Source organism: Nitrospiraceae bacterium (genome assembly GCA_021373015.1).
GTDB lineage: Bacteria > Nitrospirota > Thermodesulfovibrionia > Thermodesulfovibrionales > UBA1546 > JAJFTJ01.
In genome coordinates this window covers 85,741-110,519 of sequence record JAJFTJ010000007.1, presented here as the reverse complement: position 1 = coordinate 110,519, position 24,779 = coordinate 85,741, and the positions used below count along the sequence as shown (strand labels likewise).

The following is a 24,779-nucleotide window of genomic DNA, read 5'->3' as shown; positions in this document are numbered from 1 at the left end:
ATCTCTTGTTTATAGCTTCTCCAAAATCTCTTTCACTCTCTCGCTGACAAGTTTTCCGTCAGCCTTGCCCTTGACCTTTGGCATTAGCTCCTTCATCAGCTTCCCCATTTCCTTCGCTCCTGTAACACCGGCATTTTTTATCGCGGACTTTATAATCTCATCGAGTTCATCTATTGAAAGTTGTCTAGGCAGATATGCCTGAATAATGCTTATTTCCTTGTTCTCTTTATCCGCAAGATCTTTTCTGCTCGCATTGGTATATTGTTCAGCTGATTCTTTCCGCTGTTTGACCATAGTGGAAAGAACGCTTACAATGTCTTCCTCTGTAAGTTCGCCTTTACCGCGCTTTGCGATTTCTGCGTTCTTAATTGCTGACTTTATCATTCTGAGTGTGGTTCTGTTAAGATCGCTCCCCTCTTCTTTGCTCTTCATGCTTGCAATAAGGTCTTCATCAATCTTCTTGAAAATATCCATTATTTTCTCTCCCTGCTTTTAATCTAGTAATCCGATTCATATTATAACACTAATAAAATCTTGTCTATTATATGTAAACCTTATGTTGCGATTAAGTTGACAATACGCATTCATTTCTGGAAAATATTCTGTGCATGAAAACTTAGCAAATAAGGTTCTTGATGGCAAACAAATATCCAGAGACGAAGCAGTCTTGATTGCCAGGATCGAAAGTCATGACATATTCAAATTGTTTTCTCATGCAGACAAGCTTCGCAAAAAATATCATGGAGATAATGTCGAACTCTGCGCAATAGTGAATGCAAAATCAGGTGCTTGTTCTGAGGATTGTATATACTGCGCCCAGTCATCAAAAAACAAATCGGACATACCTGTCTATCCATTGATGACTGCATCTGCTATCTTGGGAAAGGCAAAGGAAGCTAAAGACAGCGGAGTAAAAAGATTCAGCATTGTCACAAGCGGGAAAAAAGCAAACAGAAAAGAACTCAGAGAAATCGCAGCGGCAATAAAAAACATAAGAGACACTGGAATTCTGCCATGCGCATCGCTCGGACTTCTTGATAAAGATGAACTGTGTTTTTTGAAAGATAACGGGCTCGAACGTTATCATCACAATCTGGAAACATCTGAAAGATTTTTTCCTGAGATATGCAGCACACATTCTTACAGCGATAAATTAAGAACAATTGAGGCAGCGCAATCAGCAGGACTCTCTGTCTGCTCTGGAGGAATATTCGGGATGGGAGAGACATGGGAAGACAGAATTGATATGGCCATTGCCCTGAGAGAACTTGGAGTGGATTCTGTTCCAGTCAATTTTTTAATACCTATAAAAGGTACGCTGCTTGAGAATCAAGCAATAATGAGCTCGATTGATGCGCTGAAGATTATAAGTCTTTACAGATTTATACTCCCTCAAAAACAGATAAGGATATGCGGAGGAAGGCTGCAAGTATTGGGTAAAATACATTCAATGGTATTTACAGCAGGAGCCGATTCTTTGATGACAGGAAATTATCTCACAACAACAGGCAGAAATTATTCTGATGATCTAAGGCTTATTAAAGATTGTGGACTTAAAATCTAAATTTATGACAGGAGACAGGGAATTCAAATTTTACAAGGACAAAATTATGTGGAGCATAAGAATGAGGGCTTCTAAAAAAGATGTTCACATCTCAGGTGCTGAAGGAATATACAGCAAATCAGACCTTCAGAAAATATGCAGCGCATACATTAGACGAGCTTTAAAACATCCCCGTGGAAAACCTGACAGAATAACAGTAACAATAGAAGAACTCAAACAAAAACCAAAGACAGCCTCATTACTTGAAGTAACTACTTTGAGATGTAAATCTCCTGAAAAGGCAGAAAAATTAATAATCAAAAATCTTGATGATCTTGGCATATCAAAAAAGGCAATAAACACAGGGTTGAAGATTCTGAGAGCAAAAAAAACAATGCGCGGTGCTGCAATTGTAAAAATGAAATCAGGAAAATGCACAGAGCCTGATAAAATACGCGGTGTCAGAGTTTCTAGATTCGGCATTGAAAAATCTGCTGATAAAAAACTCTCTAAACTATTGACTAAGTCAAAAATAAACACTACAACTGTAAAAGAAGCGTTGACGTTAGCCTCGAAAGTTAATTCGTGCAGGGAAATTATTGCTGAGGTCTGTATCTCTGATGACCCTGATTACACAACAGGCTACATTGCATCAAAAGAAATTGGATATTTGAGAATCCCGAATATAAAGAAAAAAGGTCAGATGCATGGAGGAAGAATATTTTTCATAAAAGAAAAAACTGCCTCTGATAAAATCATTACCTTTCTCGAAGAACAGCCAATAGTAGTAAAATATATTCATTAAATGAATTCGGCATATCTATTTTTTATTAGTTCACTTTATATTTACTGCTCTTATAAATCCAAGCTCATCTTTCATTGTTTCTTCGGAAAAGACAACAAAGTCATTGTTTTTTAGAATTCCGATCAAGTTCTCAGGTTCTTTAAAATGCCATTCCATGCAGATTATATTAATTTTCTCCAGTAAATTTTCGTTGTCCAAATCTTCCAAAATATTTTCTTCTGCTCCTTCACAGTCGATTTTTAAGAATATCTTCTCTTTGTGATTATCAATTATTTGAGAAATAATGCTGGAGGCCTTCTTGATTTCTATTCTTTCAACTTGCATGGAATCCGGGAATCTATTCTTTATGCTGCTCATTGAGCCAGAAAATTCTGAATTGTAATTTAGATCTAAGATTTCATCTTCACTTCCTAATCCAAAATTAAATATTTGAAGCTTATCTGATAAATGAGGATTTGCTTTTAAATTTTTTACAGCCTGCTCGAATGTGGGAGAAAAAGGCTCATAACCGTAAACCTTAATAATATTTTTCTTTCTCGACATAGACAATGCGGCCATTCCAACATTTAAACCAATGTCGATCATAATAAAATCTTCATTAGAATTAAAATCATAAACATTTTTACAAATAACATCCTGAGCTGTCCAAAAAACATTTTCGGAATTACCGCATATTTTCAAGTTATTGCCTTCGATACTATAAATAAAATTGTCTCTTATTGATAACTTGTATCCATAGTCTGCGAAATATTTTTCGTATTTACTCAAACATTTTTGGATGTCTTTAGATTTATATTTCTTGCGGTTTATGAAAAAAATAAAGCAGGATAAAAATCCTGCTGATATTTTTTTTATTGCTTCGGGAATTAAGCTAAACACTATATATTTATTCCTCTGTAAAAGTTGAAAAAGGTGGCTCCAATCAAATATTTTGAGTAAAGATTAAAGCCACACCTAAAATACTATCAGCCTAACCCTTTCCCTTAAACATCTCCATCGCCTTAGCCAATATTTCCTGGCTTGGCACTTTTCCATCAGGAGTAAGCTTATCAATTATCTTTGGCAGAAATTCAGCCAGTTTTTCTGATGCCATCTCTTTTGATATTCCCAGATTTCCTGCGATTTTTTGCAGCTGTCCTGAACCGAACGCATCTTTTATCTGATCAGCTGATATCGGAATATTTTTGCCTGTGCCTATCCACGAACCTATAAGTTCCCCAAGCCCTTTGGTCTTAAAAGATTGTATCATCCCCTCTAATCCGCCGGTTTCAGGATTTGTCAGCACATCTTTAAGTGTTTCCACAATCTTGTTTTGCTGCCCTGAACCTGTAAGTTTTCCCAGTATACCGCCTGCAATATCATTTAAAAGTCCCATCATCTCCTCCTAAATTATTAAGGCGGCTCACTTCAATATTCCATTAAGGTTGATAGAGCCGCCTAACATATAAAATAAAATTACTTTTTCTTTGTGTCAGTTTTTTTGTCTTTAGCTTTTTTTACTTCCTTTACTTCGACTGATACAGCTTTCATTGTGTACTGAATTGTGACTTTTGATCCAACCTTGAGTTCACCTGTTATCTTTGTATCTTTATCGCGGGCGACCTGCCACTTTTCTTTGCCTTTCTGAACTGTGATCGAATCATCTTTCACTTCCAGCACAGGACCAGTAACCTGATAGGTGTTTGTTGCTGCAAATGAAAAAGAAGCAAACAACATTAAAGCCAAGAACAAAACTGCTATGCGTTTCATAATATTCTCCTATTAATAAGGATATAGCACTCCAAAGAGCGCATATTAAAGCTAATCTACTGTAATGCTGTCTTTTATTTTATCGTATGTCTTTTGTTTAATGCCTTTGACTTTCATAATGTCTTCTTTAGTTTTAAAGGGTCTTGCATCAATAATAGCCTGTGCTTTCTTAGGGCCTATTTCAGGTAGCGCTTCGATCTTTTCTTTTGAAGCTGTATTTATATTAACTTTTTCGCCAGGAGCTAACTTCTGTGTTTTTGATTTTTCGGTCTTTGCGGTTTTTTTATCAGCTGCAGGTTTTGTCTCGGCCTTTGTAGCAGCTGTTCCTGCAGTAACATTCGGTCTGATCGTGTCTATGTCTTTTTTAGATAGTCCTGCCTTTGAAAGTTCATCCACTGAGGAATAAGGTCTGTTTGCTATTATCTTCTTTGCCTTTGCAGCTCCTATCCCTTTAAGCCCTTCAAGCTCTTTCTGAGATGCTGAGTTAATATCTACAGCTGCCGCGAATGCTCCCTGTGTCGAGAGACAAAAAACAACAACTGCAACCAACGAGAAAATGAACAAAAACTTTAATGCTCTTGTCTTTTTTGAAAACATAACGCCTCCTTAATTAGGATAATATTGCTAATACTAGCACATATGAAAATAGCAAGCAATATTTTTTAAAAAAAATAACAAGCGGATTAACCAGAATAATTTATAACAGAATCTGCGGATCAGCAACACTTTGACTGCCTCATTCTGAAGCCAGCCTCTTGATAAACAGAAAAAGACTTCTATGGCACTTTGGGGAATTTTATTACAATCTCTTTTCCTGAAAGCGCCTCTATCATAAATGTTTTTAAATTTTTCTTTTCTTCGGAAGTAAGCCCCAGAGGTTTTAAAACCTTGTTGCCTTTGCCTCCGCCTTTATTGAAAAATTCGATAACTTCGTCAAGAGTATTAAAAATTCCGTTATGCATATAAGGCGCTGTTCTCGATATCTCACGGAGGGTTGGTGTTCTGAATGCCTTCCAGTCCTTTTTATCTTTAGTTATCAGATACCTCCCAGGGTCTTCATTAAGGGTCTTATAGTCGGGATAGTGATAGACCTTAGCAACAAATCTTCTTGTTGCAGTGATTCTTGGGTCTTGCTGGTGCTCTGACTTTTCAGGCACTCCAAGCGCATAGAACTTGTCGTCTGAAAGGTTTACTCCATTGTGGCAGTCAGCGCATTTACCCTTGCCTTTGAATATTTCAAGTCCTTTCTTTGCATCAGCAGACAGAGCTTTTTCATTCCCTTTCAGATATTTATCAATCGGAGCATCGAGCGATATTAATGTGCGCTCAAATGCTGCTATTGCCATTGAGATTTTTTCTCTTGTAACATCGCCGCCAAATACTTTTTTGAACAACTTGGCATATTCAGGAACAATACGTATCTGCTCCTCGAGAAAATCAAGATTTTTGTTCATCTCAAATGCAGACATTATCGGAAACAGCGCCTGATCCTCTAGTGTCGTTGCCCTTCCGTCATGGAACAGATACTTCTGGAAAGCTATGTTAATCAGTGTTGGTGCATTCCTCCAGTTTCTTGTTGTTGGATAGTTTAGTGACAGTTCCTGTCCGTCTGTGAACGCCTGTTCCGGCACATGACACGTTGCACAGCTCATTGTGCTGTCGCCGGATAATCTCCTGTCAAAAAAAAGCATTTTGCCAAGTTCAATTTTATCGGGTGTCTGTGGGTTTTTTTCGGGAATAGGTACTGTTTTAAAAGGCTCGAGGTGTCCTGCATAAATAGAGAAAGGCAATGCAAAACCAATCAGCACTAAAAAGATTATAAGAAATCTGAATATCCCTTTATTTCGTTTTTGCATTTTTTATCTCCTCCACTACAATCTTTTTTATATATTCGTATGGCCTGTTACCTACAACCTTTCTCCCATTAATGAAAAAAGTCGGAGTATTATAAAGGTCAAGGTCTAAGGCCAGTTTCTTGTCTCTCTCAATAACAGCCAAGTGTTTCATCTTATCCAGATCATCTGTGAATTTCTTTTCATCTAGTTTTAAATCTTTTGCGTATTTTATAAGACTTTTCCTGTCAAGATCGGGTGATTTCTTAAGAAGATATTCATGCATCTCCCAGAATTTGCCCTGATCTTGCGCAGCAAGAGCTGCCTCAGCAGCAATATGCGAGTAATCTCTGTATTTATAAGGATAGTTTTTGATAATAAGACGCATCTTGCCCTTGAATTCTTTTAAAAGCCTTAGTACGGTCGGACCGACCGCAACGCAGTGCGGTCATTGATAGTCAAGAAATTCTATTATTGTGACTGGCGCATCTGCTGGACCGTAAGAGGGAGAATTTTCGATAGGAAGAGAATAACGTTTCTCATCTGCATAGGAGAAAATAACACTGCTTAAAATCATGACAACAGCGAGGACCAATATTCTTACTTTCATTTTAAACCCCTGTCAGATTTTTGGTAGCTTCTGATTTGATTATAGCATGAAAAAAACAGGAGGCTTCTAAAGCCTCCTGTTTCAGATTCAAAAATTAATGTTGTTCCTGAGAATCATGCATTACAGGAAAATAAACAGCCGCAATCCTGTATGCGAAGATACCGAGCGCCACCAATCCTACGGTAATAGCAATCTCAGCTACTGAAGGAAAGTATGATATGCCTGGACGAAGCTGTGCAAAGAAATTTATATTGAAGCGGTTGAAGAGAACACCGAATATTACAAAGCTTGAGGAGGTAAGAATTCCGCCCACTGATTCCTGGGTGCTCTTTATTGAGTAAAGAATAATCGGAATTATTGCGCCGATCAAAATTTCCGCTATATAGAATTTGCTTGCCAGACTTCCATCAAGGAGCATTGGGAATGTACCTCTCACAATCATATCTATGATCTTAACCAGAAGATAGATACCCAGTGTTATCCTTGTACCCTTGCCAAGTCCCTTAAGTATATCCATCTCATATTCTTTCTTGAATGCCTTTGCACTTACGATCGACTCAAAAGAAACCATTGCAAGACCGACTGCAATTGCAGAGATGTAGAACATCTGCGGCATTATCGGAGAATACCAGAGCTGACTCAGTCTTGCAGGCATTATAAGGAAGAAGGCTCCAAGCGAAGACTGGTGCAGGAATGAGAGAACTATCCCGGCTATTACCAGAGGGAATGTGAAAAACTTAAGTATCTTAAGAAGCCCTGTCAGTTTCAGTTTTTCAAGAACTGCAGGAGCAAACTCAAGTGCAAGTACATTTGAGTACAAAGTTATACATATAACAACTTCAAACATTACCGACCTGTGCTGCCACATTAAAAGCGGATGCCAGAATCTTTGAGACTGTCCAATATCAATAAGTAAACCTAACATAACCACTGAATAGCCTATGAAGGCTGTTAGAATCGCAGGTCTTGCTATTGGTTTGTATTTCTTCATATTGAATATATAGACAGCCGCTGTTACAGCAAAGCCTCCAGCAGCAAGCGCAACTCCTGCAAAAACATCGAATGCAACCCATAAACCCCATGGCACATCATCTGACAGGTTTGTCGCTCCACCGAGCCCAAATACATATCTGTATATAACTGCTATCGCAGCAAGGCCAAGCAGGACAACAAGAATCTTTGTTCCCTTAGAAAAAAACTGAACATCTTTCATTGTTTTATCAAGTGCCTTCATGGCTATTCCCCCTTATCCTTGTCTCCCCTGTTCCTAAAGTAGGCAACAAGTGAAAGCACAGTTATCAGAGTTCCGACCGCAGCAGGGACCTTTGAAAGTGATGCCCATGTCAGATCTGGCAATGCTCTCTTGGGGATATTTGTCTTGAAACCTAACTGTTCAAAAGGTACGCTTGAAAGATACATCCATGAGGTGCCTCCTGCTTCTTCTTTCCCATAAATATGGTTTACATATTTTTCCGGATTGTCTTTTATCCTCTTCTCAGCCTCTGCAACTATAGCATCATAGTCGCCGAAGAATATGGCCTTTGATGTGCAGGTCTTTGCGCATGAAGGGATAAGCCCTGCATCAAGGCGGTCAACACAGAATGTGCATTTTTGAATTACAGGAAACAATTTTTCCCACTCATACTTCGGGACTCCAAATGGACATGCCATCATGCAGTATCTGCAACCTATGCATTTTTCAGCATTATAGGTTACAGGGCCTCTTGGATCTTTTGTAAACGCACCAACAGGGCATGCAGATGCACACGCTGGGTCTTTGCAGTGCATACACTGGGTTTTAACAAAATTCCAACTCATTTTATTTTCTTTTTCTTCTTCAAAGAATTTTACTGTTGTATATGTCTCTGAGTTCATCTCTAAAGGGTTAGTGAAATTTCCAGTAAGGACTGTTTTTTTCACTGCACGGTTGTTCCAGTTTTTGCATATAACCTGACAGCCGCGGCATCCTATGCACTTCGTAAGATCTATCAAAACGCCTTTTTTTACAGCTTTTGTGTCTACAGGCATAGTATTAGATACCATGTTTACCTCCAATCTTTTCGACGTCAACCATAAAGGCCTTTGATTCAGGTATCATTGTGTTTGCATCTCCGATAGTCGGCGTAAGAAGATTCGCACTGTCTCCTCCGCTGCCATCTTCTGGATACTGCCAGCCAAAACACCAAGGCAGTCCTACCTGATGCACTGTTGTCCCGCCTATCTTGAACGGCTTCAATCTGCGCGTTACTACTGCAACTGCCACAACTTCGCCGCGTCCAGACTTGACCTTTGTTTTATCTCCTGATTTAATGCCCTTTTCTTTTGCAAGCTCTTCGCTCATCTCAACAAACTGCTGAGGCATCATCTCGAGAAGCCATGGTTCGTGTCTTGTCATAACACCCGACTGCCAGTGCTCTGACACTCTATATGTTGATGCCACATAAGGGTATCTGACATCACATGAATAATATATGTCTTCAGCAGCTCCCTTGCCTTTATCAAAAAAGAGTTTGATTGTTGGGTTAATCCTCTGTTTTGACATTATGTTTTCCTGGAGAGGACATTCAAGTGCTTCATAGTGTTCAGGGAACGGACCTTCTGCAAGCCCAGGACCAAACAACGCTCCCATTCCATCAACTCTCATAATAAATGGGAATTTACCGTTTTGTGCTGAATAAGGCGGGGCAGGCCCATCAGGGATATCACCGTCCCATCCAGGAGCAGTCTTTTTAGTTATAGGATCAAGCTTGTTTGGGTTCCACTTTATAACAGTGCGTTTTGGATCCCATGGATTACCATCCGGATTAACCGAAGCCCTGTTATAAATTATCCTTCTGTTAATAGGCCAGCACCATGACCATTCAGGGAACATCCCAAGTCCACCTATATCCTTTTTACCTCTTCTCGCCATCATATTGATAATCTTTCCGTCTTTATGCGTGTAGCTTCCGCTGTATATCCAGTTACCGCATGAAGTTTTTCCGTCTGCCTGAAGAGAAACAAAGTTTGTACAGAGTTCGCCTTTTTTACCTATATGTTTTGCAGGCGTAACCTTTGTATCAACAATGTCTTCAAGATAGTAACCATTAATCTCCATTGCGATCTTGTGTATGTTTACTTCTTTAATTTTTCCTTCAGCATCTTTTGCTCCATAGTTCCATGTGAGATTTAATATAGGTTCAGGAAATTTTCCGCCCTGCGTCTGGTAGAGTTTTTTAACTTTAAAGTAAAGTTCATTGATAATTTCAGCATCAGGCTTCGATTCTCCTATTGGTGCAATCGCCTTATATCTCCACTGTGCCCATCTTCCTGAGTTTGAGATGCTTCCCTCTTTTTCGATTGAAGATGCGCATGGTAGCATGAAGACCTCTGTTTGTATGTCTTTGGGGTTCATACCCGGACCTCTCCAAAAAGATCCTGTTTCATTGTCAAAGAGGTTAACATTTACCATCCATTTCAACTTTGAAAGAGCAGTTCTTGTTTTATTGGAATTTGCTCCTGAACAGGCAGGATTCATTCCCCACGCAAAAAACCCTTCGAATTTGCCCTGTAACATCTTGTCAAAGAGAATCAGCCATGATGCATTCATGCCTTCGTCAAGCTTTGGGAGCCATGAATAACCAAAATCATTATCCTTTGTTGATTTGTTTCCGTAAATGGCCTTGAGATAACTTGTGATGTATTTGTTTCTGTTACTCCACCAGTTAACGCTCTTTGGCTCTTTTGTCTTTGGCGTGTGTTTTTCAATATATGTTTTTAGATCCGTGACTGCGGCTGTTGGTACAGGCAGATATCCGGGAAGTATATGGAAGAGAAGTCCCTGATCAGTTGAACCCTGAACATTTGATTCTCCTCTGAGTGCATTAATGCCGCCGCCTGCCATGCCGACATTCCCTAGTAAAAGCTGTATTATCGTCATTGCCCTGATATTCTGCGTGCCGACAGTATGTTGCGTCCATCCCATTGCATATAGCTCTGTTCCTACTCTATTAGGCTTCCCAGTCGAACCGTAAGTTTTGTATACCTCTAAAAGTTTCTCCTTTGGTGTTCCTGTTATTGAAGAAACCTTATCAAGGGTATAGCGTGAATAGTGTTTTTTCATTACCTGAAATACACAGTTTGGATTTGTCAGTGATGGATCTTTTTTTGGAACCCCATTTTCATCCATCTGGAAAGACCATGTCTTTTTGTCATACTTTCTTGTCTTTTCATCATAACCTGAGAAGAGACCGTTAAGTTCGCCAGGTCCTTTGTATTCAGGGTTTACAAGATAAGATGCGTTTGTATATTTGACGACATATTCCTTGAAATAGAGACTGTTGTCGATAATGTATCTGATCATTCCTCCGAGGAATGCTATGTCTGTTCCAGAACGCATCGGTGCATATACATGAGCCTTTGTAGCTGTTCTTGTGAAACGAGGATCAACAACAATAAGCTTAGCGCCTTTTTCAACAGCCTTGAGTATCCATTTCATTGATATAGGATGGTTTTCTGCAGGGTTTGCGCCCATTACAAGAATCACATCAGCATTTTTGAAATCAATAAAATGATTTGTCATTGCGCCGCGACCAAACGACTCTGCCAGAGCCGCTACAGTTGCGGAGTGTCATATTCGCGCCTGGTGTTCTATATAAACAAGCCCTAGAGAACGCAGCCATTTCTGAAGAATATAGCACTCTTCGTTATCAAGCGCCGCGCTTCCAATATGCGCAATGGCGTCTGTCCTGTTTACTACAAATTCTTTTTCTACTTCAACTTCTTTGCCATCAGGCCCTTTTTCTTTGACCTTTGATTTTGAAGTTTTCTTGAAAGACTTGTCACGAGATGTTTTTATCTTCTTGGCGATCTCGTCCAGCGCCCAATCCCACTCAACCGTCTTCCACTCTGATGCGCCTGGAGCGCGATAAAGTGGTTTTGTAAGCCTTTTTGGGTTGTTCGCAAGCTGATAAATAGAACTGCCTTTACTGCAAAGCGTTCCCTCATTGATTGGATGCTCTGGATCGCCTTCGGTGTTTACCACCTTGCCGTCTTTTGTGTTAACCAGAATACCGCAGCCAACAGAACAGAAAGGACAAATAGTCGTTGTTTCTTTTGTGCCTTTGATCTTTAATTCCCGTTCTTTGGCAATGGCATCCTCAGGAGAAAGACCTGTTGCAATAGCGCCTGCAACTGCTGTTCCGCCCGAGAGCTTCAGGAAATCTCTTCTCGAAAGACTCATACAAACCTCCCCCTAATATTTAACTTCTTACGGGCTTAACCTAGTATTTGCCAAGCCCTTATGCTTTTTTTGCATAACGAAATATATTAAGCAAATTATATTAGTCCAAATGTCAATAAAAAAACCAATATTAAATACTAATCCGGCCATAACAAAAAAATATTGATCTTTTGTCAAAATTGACAAATTAATATAAGCACAAAAAAAGCCGGGAATGGGGGTTGAACCCACGGCCTGCTGATTACGAATCAGCTGCTCTGCCACTGAGCTATCCCGGCAGTTAGTCCTTATTATTATATTCTTTCATTGCTTCTTCAAAAAGTGCATCAGGACATTCTCTGTATTTTGGAGAAAAGTGCATAACTACAAGTCTCTTCACTCCTGCCTCTCTTCCAATCCTTCCGGCAGTCTTTGCTGTCAGATGATGCCTGTCCAGAGCCCTGTCCCTGTCTTCATCAAGAAAATACGCCTCACAGTAAAGCGTATCAGAATCTTTAGCAAAGGCTATTATCTTTTTTATGTTCTGTTCATCCAAAGAAGAGTCAGCAATATATGATATCTTTTGTCCTGCTGTTATCTTGGCTATTTCTGAAAGGTCTTTCATCTTGTATTTTTTGCCTGCAATCTTGAATTCCGCCTCAAAAGAACCATTTTCCCTTAGCGCTTTCTTGTATTCTGAAAGCCACGGACCAACAGGAAGCCCAAGCCTTGTCAACGCTGCTTTATCAATATTTATATGAAAATCCTCTTTCAATGAAAAACCAAGACTTGGTATTTGATGAGTCAGGCATTCAGCCCTTATCTCAAAAACAGGTTCCCTGAAAACAATGCCGTTAAATTCATTATTATCATAATCAACTCTTTCGAAACAGTTTTCAGAATAAAAACCTGAATGTCCGACTGTTTTTTCATTTATGCTGAATACATTAATCTTGAGCGGATATTCTTTTATAAGATTCCATGTATATCCCTTTAGCTTGCCCTCGACACACTCAATAATATTTGACGGCCCAAATATATTAAGCGGAGTTTCACGTCTGAGAAGCGCTCTAAGAAGGGTATCGAATCCAATGAAATGATCTATGTGAGTATGGGTAACAAAAACATCAGTAATCTTCTGCATATCCGCTAGGCTTAACTTGTTAATGTTTCCGAGATCAAAAAAAATAGCGCGCTTTTCTCTCATCAATCTTATAAAAACACAGGGATCTTCAAATGGCTTGTTTACCAGTCTGTGATGAAAAATAGGTTTCATGAGGGATTATATCCTATTGTGATATAATATGAAAATTAGAAATCTTTTTTTAACTATTCGCTACGGAGGCTAGATGTCTGAGCTCAGAAAAGACCCTATCAGCGGCAGATGGGTCATAATCTCTGTTGAAAGAGGGAAAAGACCGACTGATTTTTTGTCACCTTCTCAGAAGAAAAAAGGCGGCTTCTGCCCGTTCTGCCCAGGGAATGAACATACTACTCCAAATGAAATACTTGCATTCAGACCAGAAAAAAAACAGCCTGATTCTCCGGGCTGGACACTTCGAACAGTTCCCAATAAATTTCCTGCGTTACAGATACACGGGGACCTGACAAAATCAGGCGAAGGCATATTTGACAAAATGAACGGTATCGGAGCACACGAGGTCATAATAGAAACTCCTGAGCACAATCTTTCTTTATCCACAATGTCTCAGAAAGCATTTCAAGATGTTTTATGGGCATACTTTTTCAGACTGAATGATCTGAAAAAAGACATAAGATTCAGATATGTTCTCATATTCAAAAATGAAGGCGAAGACGCAGGCGCTACACTTGAGCACTCGCACAGCCAGCTTATTGCTCTTCCCATAGTGCCCAAGCTTGTAAAAGAAGAAATAAATGCAGCAGAAAAATACTATAACCTGAAAGAACGCTGCATATTTTGCGATGTTATAAATCAGGAGCTTGATTCAAGAAAACGCATAATCTATGAAAACAATGACTATATTGCAATCTCGCCGTTTGCTTCAATGGCTCCATTTGAAACATGGATATTGCCAAAAAAACACGAATCACTTTTTGGGCCAAAAGGCAGAGATTTTTCCTCTCTTGGCGATATATTCCAAAAGATACTTAAACAGATGGACAGGATTCTTGACATTCCTCCATACAATTTCATTATCCATACATCGCCATTCACCAGCGAGGCAAATGATTATTACCATTGGCACATTGAGATCATACCCAAACTCACAAAAATAGCTGGATTTGAATGGGGTTCAGGTTTTTATATTAACCCTACTCCTCCTGAAGAAGCTGCAAAATTTATGCGTGAGGCAAAGATTTAAGCAAGAAGCAATCGGGAATTTCAAAGACAGCTCTGGATAACAACTGAGAGGTAAATGAAAATTTTGATAGCTGCATCTGAGGCTGTACCTTTTGCCAAAACCGGGGGGCTTGCGGATGTTACCAGCGCTCTTCACAAAAAATTCGGAAAACTCGGCAAAAAATCATATCTAGTACTTCCTCTCTATAAAAAAATCCGCAAAGAATTCAAACTCAAAGACACAAAAGTTTCAATTACAGTGCCATTGGGTAACAGGATTATCAAAGCTTGTGTTTTCACTCTTGATGATTCCGTATATTTCATTGACTGTCCTGAATTCTTCGACAGAGATGAACTATACGGCACATCACAAAATGATTATCCTGATAACGCATCACGTTTTATATTTTTCTCAAGGGCAATCCTTGAGTCATGCAAGGCATTGAACCTAAAGCCTGATATAATCCACTGCAATGAATGGCAGACAGGCCTTGTTCCTTTATATCTTAAAACTCTGTACAGGAATGACGTATTCTTCAGTAAAACTGCCTCTATAATAACGATACACAATCTTGGCTATCAGGGGTTGTTCTCAGCATTTCTGATGAATCTGACAGGACTAAGCCCTGCTCTATTTACGCCTGAAGGAATAGAATTTTACGGCAAGATGAATTTTCTGAAAGCTGGACTTATATCTGCAGATCTGATAACTACTGTAAGCAATACATATGCAGGAGAAATATCGACCAAGGAATATGGATTTGGTCTGGATGGACTATTAAGAAAAAGAAAATCTGATATCAGAGGCATTATTAATGGGATAGACTATGATGAATGGAACACTGAAAAAGACAAATACATAAGCAAAAAATACAGTGTCAACGATTTAAGCGGCAAGAAACAATGCAAACTTCAGCTTATCAAGGAATGCTCTATTAATCCCGATCCGAAAATTCCTATCATAGCAATCATAAGCAGGCTTTCTGCACAAAAAGGAATTGATCTCTTTCTCCCAATAATTGAGAGTATAATTTCAGAAAAAGCGAACATTGTAATTCTTGGCAAAGGGGATGATATCTTTCATAAAAAATTAACTGCTGCGTCAAAAAAATATAAGGACATGTTAAATCTAACGATTGGATTCAATGATGAGTTTGCGCACAGAATATATTCAGGAGCTGACATATTCCTTATGCCTTCGAGATATGAGCCATGCGGACTTGGCCAGATTATAGCAATGAGATACGGTACAATTCCTGTTGTAAGAAAAACAGGCGGACTTGCCGACACAGTTTCAGAGTTCAACACTGGGAATGACAAAGGCACAGGTTTTCTTTTTTCTGAATATACACCAAACGCTCTTTACACTGTTTTAAAAAATGCTCTTGATACATATAAAAATGAAAATAAATGGCAAAAATTAATTTTAAATGCAATGAGAACCGATTTCTCCTGGGAAAATTCTGCAAGGAAATATATAGAGATTTATAATGAGGCAATCAGGTTAAAAAAATGAGCTTACGACTGAAATTTTCAATATTGCTTATTGCATGGTTAATTATAATTCTGGCCTTGGGTGCAAGCATTCTATATATATTCAATTCCCTTGACCAGAGTCTTGACATACTCGAAAGATCAGCGGTTGAACACCGCCTCTATCAGGAAATGGGAACATCTGTCAATGTTTTTTTCAAAAACATAAAGGATTGGTCAGTCACAGGCGACAACAACAGTAAAAAACAAGCAAAGGAAAAACTTTCTGCTCTTTTCAAAAAATCAACAGAGCTAAAAGAAACAGCAGGAAACAGAGAAGCTTTAAAACGAATAGAAAAAGACCTGGCACACATTCAGGCAACAACAAAAATAATACTAGACGCAGAATCTCCTAAAGATAATAAGGAAGCTGCAAAAGAGATTCTTAGGATTGAAGCAAGAAAAGAGCGAATACTTCTTGAGATAGAATTTGTTCAGTCAGAAAACATAAGAAGAGTTTCTGAGATTGCAGCAAAAGGCACTGATATCAAAAAAAATCTTAGATTCTACCTAAGTTCACTTCTTGCATTTGGCATCATTGCTTCCTTGTCTTTGATACTCCTGATAAGAAGAGTCATAAGCAATCCGTTTAATGACCTCATGGAAGCAACAGAAAAGATAGGGAAAGGTGAATTCAGCTACCGCATAGATTCAAAAAGAACAGACGAGATAGGAATTATTTCTAATAGATTCGATGAAATGGTTGAAAAGCTTCAAACATCTGTAAATGCTGAAGCGCAGAGCTATGCCGCTGCAAAAAATCAGCTTCTGAAGCTGACCGTATTATATGACCTTGCAACAACCATGGCCTCTACTGTAAATCTCGATGAATTATTAAAAATGATTGCAGCAGAGATATCCAAACTGCTTAATGCAAGGGTTTGCATTATACGATTGTTTGAAGAAAATAACCTTAATATAAAATCTTTTTATAATAAAACAAATGAGCAGTTTGACATTCCGGCTGAAAATTCCATTGCAGAACAGGTTATAAAAGAGAAAAAACCTATCCTGATCGATTTAAATAACATGTCTGCATTATGCATGCCTTTATACATAACAGGCAATATTATAGGAACATTGGGTTTGTACGATAAAACTGATTCAGAAGGGAACAAGATATCATTTACAGATGACAACATTGAGACTTCAATTGCATTTTCATCAATGGCTGCTTTGGCTATTGAAAAAGCAAAACTTTATGATAATCTGCGAAAAAACGAAGAACTCGCATTAGAAGCAAAAAAGAAAAAGGATATACTTTTTGATAGTGTTCAAGGAGGCATAGTAACTCTAAACAAAGACTACATCATAACTTCAGCTAATAAATTTATGGAACACTGGACCGGCATTAAAACAGATGAGGTGATCGGGAAAAATGCAGTAGATATTTTTCATAAACAGGGCGGAATATGTCCGCACTGCGTTTCAAAAGTAACATTTGAAACAGGACAGACGAATTCTATCACCTTGTCAAAGGAAGGGGATTTTGCAGAACTCACATCTTACCCCATCAAAGACGAGAATGATAATGTTATTGAAAGTGTTGTCTTCATTCAGGATATAACAGACAGGATACTCTATCATGAAGAGATACTGAGTCTTTACAAAGAAGTTGCACATACAAAAGACTATCTTGAAAGCTTCATAAATAACTCCGCAGATGCCATAATCACATCTGACCTGAACGGAATTATAATCTCATGGAATCCAAGTGCGGAAAAAATTTACGGCTTCTCAGAAATAGAAGCTGTCGGAGAATTTCTTCCGTTTGCCCTGCCGCATACAATAAATACGGAAAAAGAATATATAGAGAGAATAAAACACAGAGATATCCTCAGAAACATTGAAACAATCAGACAAAAAAAAGACGGTTCAATTATAGAAGTCAGCCTGACACTCTCACCAATAAAAAACACCTCTGGAGAAATCATAGGCATAAGCGGAATATCAAGAGATATATCAGAGAAAAAACGGGTTGAAACAGAACTAATAAGAAGGAATCAGGAACTTTCGAGACTCTCCTTCATCAGCTCCGCAATGAGAGAAACACTGCAGCTAGAAAAACTCTTGAGAATGGTTCTCACTGCAGCAACAATGAGCGATGGACTTGGCTTTAACAGGGCAATGCTTTTTCTAATAGATGAAAAAAAAGACATGATCAAAGGTGTGATGGGTGTTGGCCCTGCAAACCATGAAGAGGCATGGAAAATATGGGAAGAACTTTCAGTTAAAAAAAGAACACTCAATGAAATCATGGCTGACATTGAAAAGAGCCCTCTTAAAAAAGATTCGTATTTTGACAAACTGAGTAGAGGTATTGAAATCTCTCTTAAAGAAAAAACCATACTTACAAAAACAGTACTTGAGAAAACCGCATTCAATATCACTGACGTGAAGCAGGAAAAACTTTCAGATATAGCGCTGATACAACAGCTTGGAACCCATGCATATGCTACTGTTCCCCTTATATCAAAGGGACGAGTTATTGGAGTTCTATGGGCTGATAATTTTTTCACAAACCAATTGATATCCGATGAAGACATGAATTTTCTAAAAGGATTTTCCAACCAGGTAGCAAGCGCGATAGAAAACGCAAGGTTATTCGAACAAATATCCCGTGCCGAGGCCGAGCTTGAAAATATTTTCAGATCAATTTCTGACATGATATTTATAACAGACAAGGAATACACAATAAAAAAAATCAACGAAGCTGTTGTCGAAAGAATAGGCAAACCTGTAAATGAAATTCTAGGCAAAAAATGTTATGAGATATTTCATAAAATGAAAGAGCCATGGGTTGAATGTCCGCATCATAAATCTGTAGAAAACAAAAAATCGTATATTGAAGAAGTAAAAGATGACAATCTTGGCGGGACATTTCTCACGTCTAATTCGCCGTTATTCGATTCTGAAGGAGAATTCATAGGAACAGTTCATGTTGTCAGGGATGTAACAGAACTTAATAACCTTAGAGAAAAACTTGTCTCAACACAGAGGATGGCTGCATTAGGCGAAGTGGCAGCAAAAGTTGCGCATGAAATAAGAAACCCATTGGTATCTGTAGGAGGATTTGCAAGAAGACTCGAAAAAAAGCTCGACGGCAATCTCAAGGAATATGCAGAGATAATCGCCAAAGAAGTGGGAAGACTCGAAGACATACTCAAAGAGATACTCGGCTTTGTTAAGGACATAAGAATTTTTAAACAAGAGGTTAATCTTAACAATCTTATAGATGACATCATCAATCTTATAAATGTAGAGATTAAAGAAAAAAATATTGTCCTTGTGAAAGAGTTATCCAATGTGCCATCTGTAAATGTAGATATTGACCGTGTCAGGGAAGCGCTTCTCAATATATTCAACAATGCAATTCAGGTACTAAGCATAAACGGCAGGATTACTGTTAAGACATATACAAAAGGGGATTATGTTGTAATAGCAGTAGAAGACACTGGACCCGGAATTGAAGATAAAGATCTGCCTTTTATATTTGTGCCGTTTTACACTACAAAGGCATCAGGAACTGGTCTTGGGCTTGCTATTACCAACAGGATTGTAGAAGAACATAAAGGGAAAATCGAAGTTAATAGTATAATAGGAAAAGGAACAACATTCAGAGTTTCTTTTCCAAAAAAGCAATAAAGGAGGAAACATGAAAATAATGGTAGTCGATGATGACATTCATATTCAAAAACTTTACAAGGAAGAACTTGAAGAAGAAGGTTATGAGGTAATCATCGCCGGCACAGGACAAAAAGCCATGGAGCTTTTTGAAAAAGAAAACCCTGATCTTGTAACACTTGATATACTGATGCCTGATATAGACGGGATAAAGCTTTTGAGACAGATGAAAGAAAAAAAACCGAGACTCCCTATAATAATGTCTACTGCCTATGATTACAGAGATGATTTTGCTGTGTGGGCATCAGAGGCATACATTGTAAAATCAGCAGATCTTGCCGAACTTAAAAATACAATTAAAAAACTTACAGCTAAATAATGTCAGTGATAATAAAAGCAGAAACTCCTGTTTACGGTGGATATACCATTGCCCGCGATAATGGCATCATTTTTATAAGTGGAGCCATTCCTGAAGAAACTGTTGAGGTCTCTATAGTTGAAAAGAAAAAAGACTACATGATCTGCAAAGTCAGTAATGTCCTTGAACCTTCGGACCACAGAATAGAACCTCTCTGCCCTGCCTTCGGCATTTGCGGAGGATGCCATCTGCAATTTATATCTTATGATAAACAGATAACCATGAAAGAAGAAGTGCTACTTGATTCACTTTTGAGAATCGCTAATATCGCAATGCCCCTCGCCCCTTCCCTCACAGACAAAGAATATAACTACAGGCACAGGGCACAGCTTAAGATATCTCCAGACGGCAAAGCAGGTTTTTACAAAAAAGGCACAAGAGAAGTAGTACCGTTAAAAAAATGCCCTCTGATGATAGAAAAAATAAATGAGCTACTTAAAAAAGCGGACGAAATGACTTTATTGGGAATCAGTGAAATGCATATCTCGTACGGTGATGAAGCAATAGCATTAATAAAAACAAAATCATCCATTGAAAACATGGAGTATCTGATGGCAGGTATTGGGCTGTCGGGAATCGTGCTTGAGAGCGGTGATTCTATTGGCAAGGATCATGTCAGGCTTGATCTGAATGGACTTGAATACACGGTTACACCATGGAGTTTTTTTCAGTCTCACTGGGAACTGAATAAAAAAGTTGTAGAATTGATTTTAAACGAACTTGGCGCTCTTGAAAACAGATCAGTGCTCGACCTTTATGCAGGGGCAGGCAATTTTTCCCTTTTGCTTGCAAAGAGATCATCAAAAGTTACTGCTGTTGAGGAGAACCCACATGCAGTCGAAGACGGTGAAAGAAACGCCAAACTAAATAACATTATTAACTGCAGATTTATTAAAACCTCTGCAGAAAAATATAGATTAAATGAAAAATTTGACATAATAATTCTCGATCCGCCAAGACATGGGCTTACCTCTGATATCTTAAAAAAGATTGTAGATAATTTGCCTGAAAAAATAGTTTATGTTTCATGCAATCCTGCCACATTCGCAAGAGACCTGAAAAAATTGAAGGAAAGATACAATATTGATTCTATCCGCATGATAGACTTCTTTCCAAATACCTATCATGTCGAAGCGCTTGCTTTCCTGAGCAAAAGAGAATAGTGATATGAATCCAAAACAAAAACTCTTGAAAGAACTTCCATCTGTTGACGAGATAATAAAAAGTCCTAAGGGAATAAAATGGTGCAAGATATTCCCTAGAAGGCATGTGCTTAAGGCAATAAGAGAAATAATAGAAATTAGAAGAAAAATAATATTGGATGATAAAAAAGATTTATCAAAAGAGGAAAGTTACACAGCAATCGAAAAAAGAATTTACAAACTCTCCTCGTTCAGTCTCAGACCTGTCATAAATGCAACCGGGATAGTCATACACACAAATCTTGGCAGATCGGTACTTACACACAATGCTTTGGATAATGTTGCAAGGGTATCTGAAAATTATTCTAATCTTGAATATGACCTTAAAGAAGGCAAGAGAGGCAAGAGATACGCACATGTCGTAGAAATAATAAAAGAAGTGACAGGAGCTGAAGATGCAATAATAGTTAATAACAACGCAGCTGCTGTGCTATTGTGTCTCAACACATTGGCAAGAGATAAAGAAGTAATTGTTTCAAGGAGCGAGCTTGTTGAGATAGGCGGTTCATTCAGGCTCCCTGATGTCATGATATCAGGAATGTCTATACTTAAAGAGGTCGGCACAACAAATAAGACCCGTCTCGATGATTATATAAATGCCGTAAATCAAAATACAGCGCTTTTACTGAAAGTCCATCAGTCTAATTTTAAGATAGTGGGATTCACTGACAGTGTTTCAATAGAAGAGTTGAAAACTATCTCCGATAAACACAATATACCCCTGCTTTTTGATCTTGGAAGCGGATGTCTGATAGACCTTAAGCCATATGGCATATTAAATGAACCAACAGTGCAGGAGATAGTGAAGGCAGGAGTCGATGTAATAACATTCAGCGGAGATAAGCTCCTCGGAGGACCGCAGGCAGGAATAATCATAGGCAAGAAAAAATATATTGAGATGATCCAGAAAAATCCATTAACAAGAGCTGTGAGAATAGACAAACTAACACTTGCGGCGCTGGAATCAATTCTTCATGAATATCTTGATGAGGAAAAGGCTATAGAAAATATCCCAACGCTGAGAATGCTTTTGCAAAAACCAGAAATAATAAAAGCGCGCGCTGAAAAAATCGCATCGAATTTTAAATATCTTCTAAAAAAAATGAAGATCGAAGTCATGGAGGATTTTTCACAGGCAGGAGGAGGTTCTCTTCCTGGGATTGATTTCCCCACATATGCTGTTTCAATAAAACCAAAAGAGATATCTGTTAATCAGTTCGAAGAACAACTGCGCTCAGGAACACCACCCGTAATATGCAGGATAAAAGATAACTCTATCATAATCGATGCAAAAACAATTAATGAACAGGAAATAGAACCCCTTGCAGACTGTATTAAGAACGCTCTTGAACAGCTTTCTTAATTTTTTAATACTTCAAAAAACCGACAAGTAACCGTCATTGAGTATGATAAGCCTGGAATCGGGTCTGTCTTTGATAGTTAATTTTTTGATAAGTTTAATTGCCTTTTTATCAGCATCAATCTCAGGTATGCCTTTATTCATTAATTTTATCGGAACTAATTCACCTTCCATAAAATTTCCGTTCTCTGCAGCAAGTGAGACCTTGAGTATAGCGCTTACGCCATTTGACCCACTAGTATTAAATCCATACGTCAAAAAATTTCCAAGGCTGTAAACAATCAGCTTTTCTCTATAAACTTCCATAGCTCTAAGAACATGGGGTCCGTGACCAATGACAAGATCAGCTCCTGCGTCAACTACTGCACGGGAAAACTTTATCACATTCCCCCTTCTCTCATTTAAAAAAATCTCTTCCTTGTACAATGTCTGAAGGGCTTTTTCACCCTCAGCGCCGCCATGGAATGAAACTATAACAATATCATTTGACTGCTTAAGCTCACCAACAATCAACGCAGCGTTTGGGATATCATTTATTAATAAAGTATCTGGAGCTGAAGATGGGAATGAAAAACCCACTACTGCTATCTTCTTGCCTCTAATTTCAAAATAAGCAATGTCATTACAACCTACATGTTTTATGCCGGCTGAAATAAGAGTATCTTTTGTGCTTTCTATTCCTCTGAGGCCGAAATCAAAAGTATGATTATTCGAATAGTTCATAACATTAAATCCGGTATCTTTCAGATGGTACACATATCTTGTAGGCATTCTAAAGACAAAACAATCCTTGGTTTTGCGGAGGCATTTCGCCGGCTCTCCTGCGTCTAAAAAAGGACCTTCCAGATTTCCAAATACAATATCATGCCCTTTTAGCTCCTGCCCGACATTATTGAATATGCCTGCCCCGTCATCAGGAGGAAGCATCACTTTCTTAAATGTAGTGCCCATCATTATATCGCCTACAGCAACAATGCTTATCTTTTCTCCAGCTTCCGCTGAATATGAAAATAAAAAAATTCCAATAACTAACAATATCAAAGCAATATTTTTTTTATTATTCAAGTTTCTCTCCTGAGAGGCTTTATAAAATCTAACACAAAGCTGCTACGAAATAAAACTAATTAAATTGATTTTTGCAGACTTATGTTTTATTCTTACTACTATGGATTTCACAAAGATTTTTAGCAATTTCAGAAAAAGAAAAGTCCTTGTTATCGGCGATCTTGTGCTGGATCAGTACATATGGGGAAATGTTAACAGGATTTCACCAGAAGCGCCGGTTCCTGTTGTTGATGTAACATCAGAAAACTTTCTTCTGGGCGGCGCGTGCAATGTTGCAAACAACATCTCAAGCCTTGGCGGACATGTGGCGGTTGTTGGTCTGGTTGGAAAAGACATGGCCGGCGAGATGATGAAACAGCTTCTTCAGGAAAAAAGAGTTGCCTGTTATTTATTCGATGACAAAAGACCCACAACAATAAAGGCAAGGGTTGTTGCGCATAACCAGCAGGTTGTAAGATTTGACAGGGAAGAAAAGAGCAAAATATCAGGTAATACTCTCAAAGCAATAATTGATTGTCTGAGAAGAATGGTTCCTGAATATGATGCAGTAATAATATCTGATTACAAGAAAGGGGTGGTAACTCCTGAATTAATACAGGAAGTAATGAAGGCCGCAAAACCCAGGAACAGATTTGTTGCAGTAGACCCAAAAATGGGGCATTTCCATCTTTACAAAAATGTATCGCTGATTACACCGAACATAATGGAAGCATCAAACGGCGCAGGAATAGAAATAAAAGATGAAGAATCACTGATTAAGGCAGGCAGAATACTCCTTAAAAAACTATCATGCAAGGCCGTGCTTTTAACAAGAGGCGAAGACGGCATGAGTTTATTCGAAAAAGGAAAGGTCGCTCACATACCGACAGTTGCAAGACAAGTCTATGATGTAACAGGAGCTGGTGATACTGTAATTGCAGCATTTGCGCTTGCACATGCATCAGGGGCAACACTCCAGCAGGCAGCAGTTATTGCCAATCATGCAGCAGGAATAGTTGTAGGAGAGATCGGCACAGCAGTCACAACCACTGCGAAGATAATCAGATCATTAAAAAATTCTAAGTAGACGAGACCTTATCCAGAATATCTTTCAACACGCTGAATTTAATAGGCTTGTTGATAAAAAAATCCGCTCCTGTTTTTAGAAACTCGCCTTCCGGGCATAAACAACTCATAGCTATTACCGGCAGCGACGAGTTCAGGTTTTTTATTCTTTCTATAAGTTCAATACTGCTAATCCCTTGAATAATATATTCTGTTATAACAATATGATAGCGCTTCTTTTTTACCAGCATAATTGCCTCATCTCCGCTGCAGGCGCAGTCTGCATTGTATCCATAAAAATCGAAAAATTCCTTTAAAAACTCTCTGACATAAGAATCATCGTCGACAACAAGGACTTTTTTATCATTTACCCTCATGTTATTATTTACCACTTCAGGTTGTATTTGTCAAGGAGTTACAACTGCGAGTTTATAGACTTTTCCTTTGTTGACACGCAAAATTATGCATTGC

At 38.4% G+C, this 24,779-nt stretch carries 24 protein-coding genes and 1 tRNA gene; 9 read left to right on the top strand and 16 right to left on the bottom strand.

Annotated elements, in window-relative coordinates:
- Positions 1 to 9: 9 nt before the first annotated feature.
- Positions 10 to 474 carry a GatB/YqeY domain-containing protein gene (locus LLF28_04505; protein MCE5194706.1) on the bottom strand — a complete coding sequence of 155 codons (465 nt, stop codon included), beginning with the start codon at positions 472 to 474 and terminating at the stop codon, positions 10 to 12.
- A 130-nt stretch (positions 475 to 604) separates the two neighbouring features.
- Between LLF28_04505 and bioB the strand changes: the two genes are divergently transcribed.
- Entirely contained in the window at positions 605 to 1,564 is a 960-nt protein-coding gene (bioB, locus tag LLF28_04500) for a biotin synthase BioB (protein ID MCE5194705.1), read from the top strand.
- Between the two features lie 4 nt (positions 1,565 to 1,568).
- Positions 1,569 to 2,348: a 6-carboxyhexanoate--CoA ligase gene (locus LLF28_04495; GenBank protein MCE5194704.1), complete on the top strand. Its 780-nt coding sequence runs from the start codon at positions 1,569 to 1,571 to the stop codon at positions 2,346 to 2,348.
- Between the two features lie 30 nt (positions 2,349 to 2,378).
- Here LLF28_04495 and LLF28_04490 read toward each other — a convergent pair whose 3' ends face one another.
- The 13 genes from LLF28_04490 to LLF28_04430 form a co-directional block, all read right to left on the bottom strand.
- Positions 2,379 to 3,227, bottom strand: a complete 849-nt coding sequence (locus LLF28_04490) for an FkbM family methyltransferase (protein MCE5194703.1) — start codon at positions 3,225 to 3,227, stop codon at positions 2,379 to 2,381.
- A 91-nt stretch (positions 3,228 to 3,318) separates the two neighbouring features.
- A complete protein-coding gene (locus tag LLF28_04485) occupies positions 3,319 to 3,723 on the bottom strand; it encodes a YidB family protein (GenBank protein MCE5194702.1) in 405 nt (134 codons plus the stop codon).
- Positions 3,724 to 3,803: 80 nt separating this feature from the next.
- Positions 3,804 to 4,097: a hypothetical protein gene (locus LLF28_04480; protein MCE5194701.1), complete on the bottom strand. Its 294-nt coding sequence runs from the start codon at positions 4,095 to 4,097 to the stop codon at positions 3,804 to 3,806.
- A gap of 51 nt (positions 4,098 to 4,148) precedes the next feature.
- Positions 4,149 to 4,694 carry a helix-hairpin-helix domain-containing protein gene (locus LLF28_04475; protein ID MCE5194700.1) on the bottom strand — a complete coding sequence of 182 codons (546 nt, stop codon included), beginning with the start codon at positions 4,692 to 4,694 and terminating at the stop codon, positions 4,149 to 4,151.
- 179 nt (positions 4,695 to 4,873) lie between these two features.
- The gene (locus LLF28_04470; protein MCE5194699.1) at positions 4,874 to 5,953 is read right to left on the bottom strand and encodes a cytochrome-c peroxidase; all 1,080 of its coding nucleotides are present in this window, start codon (positions 5,951 to 5,953) and stop codon (positions 4,874 to 4,876) included.
- Positions 5,937 to 6,317 (bottom strand): thioredoxin domain-containing protein, encoded by a 381-nt coding sequence (locus LLF28_04465; protein MCE5194698.1) that lies wholly within the window; start codon positions 6,315 to 6,317, stop codon positions 5,937 to 5,939. The genes LLF28_04470 and LLF28_04465 overlap by 17 nt, the downstream gene beginning before the upstream one ends.
- A gap of 60 nt (positions 6,318 to 6,377) precedes the next feature.
- Complete coding sequence (locus tag LLF28_04460; GenBank protein ID MCE5194697.1) at positions 6,378 to 6,539, bottom strand: DsbA family protein; 162 nt, start codon at positions 6,537 to 6,539, stop codon at positions 6,378 to 6,380.
- Between the two features lie 94 nt (positions 6,540 to 6,633).
- Positions 6,634 to 7,773, bottom strand: coding sequence for a Ni/Fe-hydrogenase cytochrome b subunit (gene hybB, locus LLF28_04455; protein ID MCE5194696.1), 1,140 nt, complete (start codon positions 7,771 to 7,773; stop codon positions 6,634 to 6,636).
- 2 nt (positions 7,774 to 7,775) lie between these two features.
- A complete protein-coding gene (locus LLF28_04450) occupies positions 7,776 to 8,582 on the bottom strand; it encodes a 4Fe-4S dicluster domain-containing protein (protein ID MCE5194695.1) in 807 nt (268 codons plus the stop codon).
- On the bottom strand, positions 8,572 to 11,127 hold the full coding sequence (gene fdnG / locus LLF28_04445; protein ID MCE5194694.1) for a formate dehydrogenase-N subunit alpha: 2,556 nt from the start codon (positions 11,125 to 11,127) through the stop codon (positions 8,572 to 8,574). Before fdnG ends, LLF28_04450 begins: the two co-directional genes overlap by 11 nt.
- A gap of 21 nt (positions 11,128 to 11,148) precedes the next feature.
- The gene (locus LLF28_04440) at positions 11,149 to 11,760 is read right to left on the bottom strand and encodes a twin-arginine translocation signal domain-containing protein (GenBank protein MCE5194693.1); all 612 of its coding nucleotides are present in this window, start codon (positions 11,758 to 11,760) and stop codon (positions 11,149 to 11,151) included.
- Positions 11,761 to 11,966: 206 nt separating this feature from the next.
- Positions 11,967 to 12,038 (bottom strand) — tRNA-Thr (locus LLF28_04435).
- Positions 12,039 to 12,040: 2 nt separating this feature from the next.
- A complete protein-coding gene (locus LLF28_04430; protein ID MCE5194692.1) occupies positions 12,041 to 13,015 on the bottom strand; it encodes a hypothetical protein in 975 nt (324 codons plus the stop codon).
- A 73-nt stretch (positions 13,016 to 13,088) separates the two neighbouring features.
- Here LLF28_04430 and galT point away from each other — a divergent pair, with 73 nt between their 5' ends.
- From galT to selA, 6 genes are read left to right on the top strand one after another with little or no spacing between them, the layout of a single operon-like run.
- Positions 13,089 to 14,084, top strand: coding sequence for a galactose-1-phosphate uridylyltransferase (gene galT, locus LLF28_04425; GenBank protein MCE5194691.1), 996 nt, complete (start codon positions 13,089 to 13,091; stop codon positions 14,082 to 14,084).
- 54 nt (positions 14,085 to 14,138) lie between these two features.
- The gene (gene glgA / locus LLF28_04420) at positions 14,139 to 15,578 is read left to right on the top strand and encodes a glycogen synthase GlgA (GenBank protein ID MCE5194690.1); all 1,440 of its coding nucleotides are present in this window, start codon (positions 14,139 to 14,141) and stop codon (positions 15,576 to 15,578) included.
- Positions 15,575 to 19,240, top strand: coding sequence for a PAS domain S-box protein (locus LLF28_04415; protein MCE5194689.1), 3,666 nt, complete (start codon positions 15,575 to 15,577; stop codon positions 19,238 to 19,240). The genes glgA and LLF28_04415 overlap by 4 nt, the downstream gene beginning before the upstream one ends.
- 10 nt (positions 19,241 to 19,250) lie before the next feature.
- Positions 19,251 to 19,598 carry a response regulator gene (locus tag LLF28_04410; GenBank protein MCE5194688.1) on the top strand — a complete coding sequence of 116 codons (348 nt, stop codon included), beginning with the start codon at positions 19,251 to 19,253 and terminating at the stop codon, positions 19,596 to 19,598.
- Positions 19,598 to 20,800 (top strand): class I SAM-dependent RNA methyltransferase, encoded by a 1,203-nt coding sequence (locus LLF28_04405; GenBank protein ID MCE5194687.1) that lies wholly within the window; start codon positions 19,598 to 19,600, stop codon positions 20,798 to 20,800. Before LLF28_04410 ends, LLF28_04405 begins: the two co-directional genes overlap by 1 nt.
- 4 nt (positions 20,801 to 20,804) lie before the next feature.
- Entirely contained in the window at positions 20,805 to 22,202 is a 1,398-nt protein-coding gene (selA, locus tag LLF28_04400) for an L-seryl-tRNA(Sec) selenium transferase (GenBank protein MCE5194686.1), read from the top strand.
- A 12-nt stretch (positions 22,203 to 22,214) separates the two neighbouring features.
- Here selA and LLF28_04395 read toward each other — a convergent pair whose 3' ends face one another.
- A complete protein-coding gene (locus LLF28_04395) occupies positions 22,215 to 23,264 on the bottom strand; it encodes a CapA family protein (protein ID MCE5194685.1) in 1,050 nt (349 codons plus the stop codon).
- Positions 23,265 to 23,364: 100 nt separating this feature from the next.
- Here LLF28_04395 and rfaE1 point away from each other — a divergent pair, with 100 nt between their 5' ends.
- On the top strand, positions 23,365 to 24,330 hold the full coding sequence (rfaE1, locus tag LLF28_04390; GenBank protein MCE5194684.1) for a D-glycero-beta-D-manno-heptose-7-phosphate kinase: 966 nt from the start codon (positions 23,365 to 23,367) through the stop codon (positions 24,328 to 24,330).
- Here the strand turns inward: rfaE1 and LLF28_04385 are convergent.
- Positions 24,323 to 24,685: a response regulator gene (locus tag LLF28_04385; GenBank protein MCE5194683.1), complete on the bottom strand. Its 363-nt coding sequence runs from the start codon at positions 24,683 to 24,685 to the stop codon at positions 24,323 to 24,325. The two genes, rfaE1 and LLF28_04385, sit on opposite strands and share 8 nt — an antisense overlap.
- Positions 24,686 to 24,779: the final 94 nt, after the last annotated feature.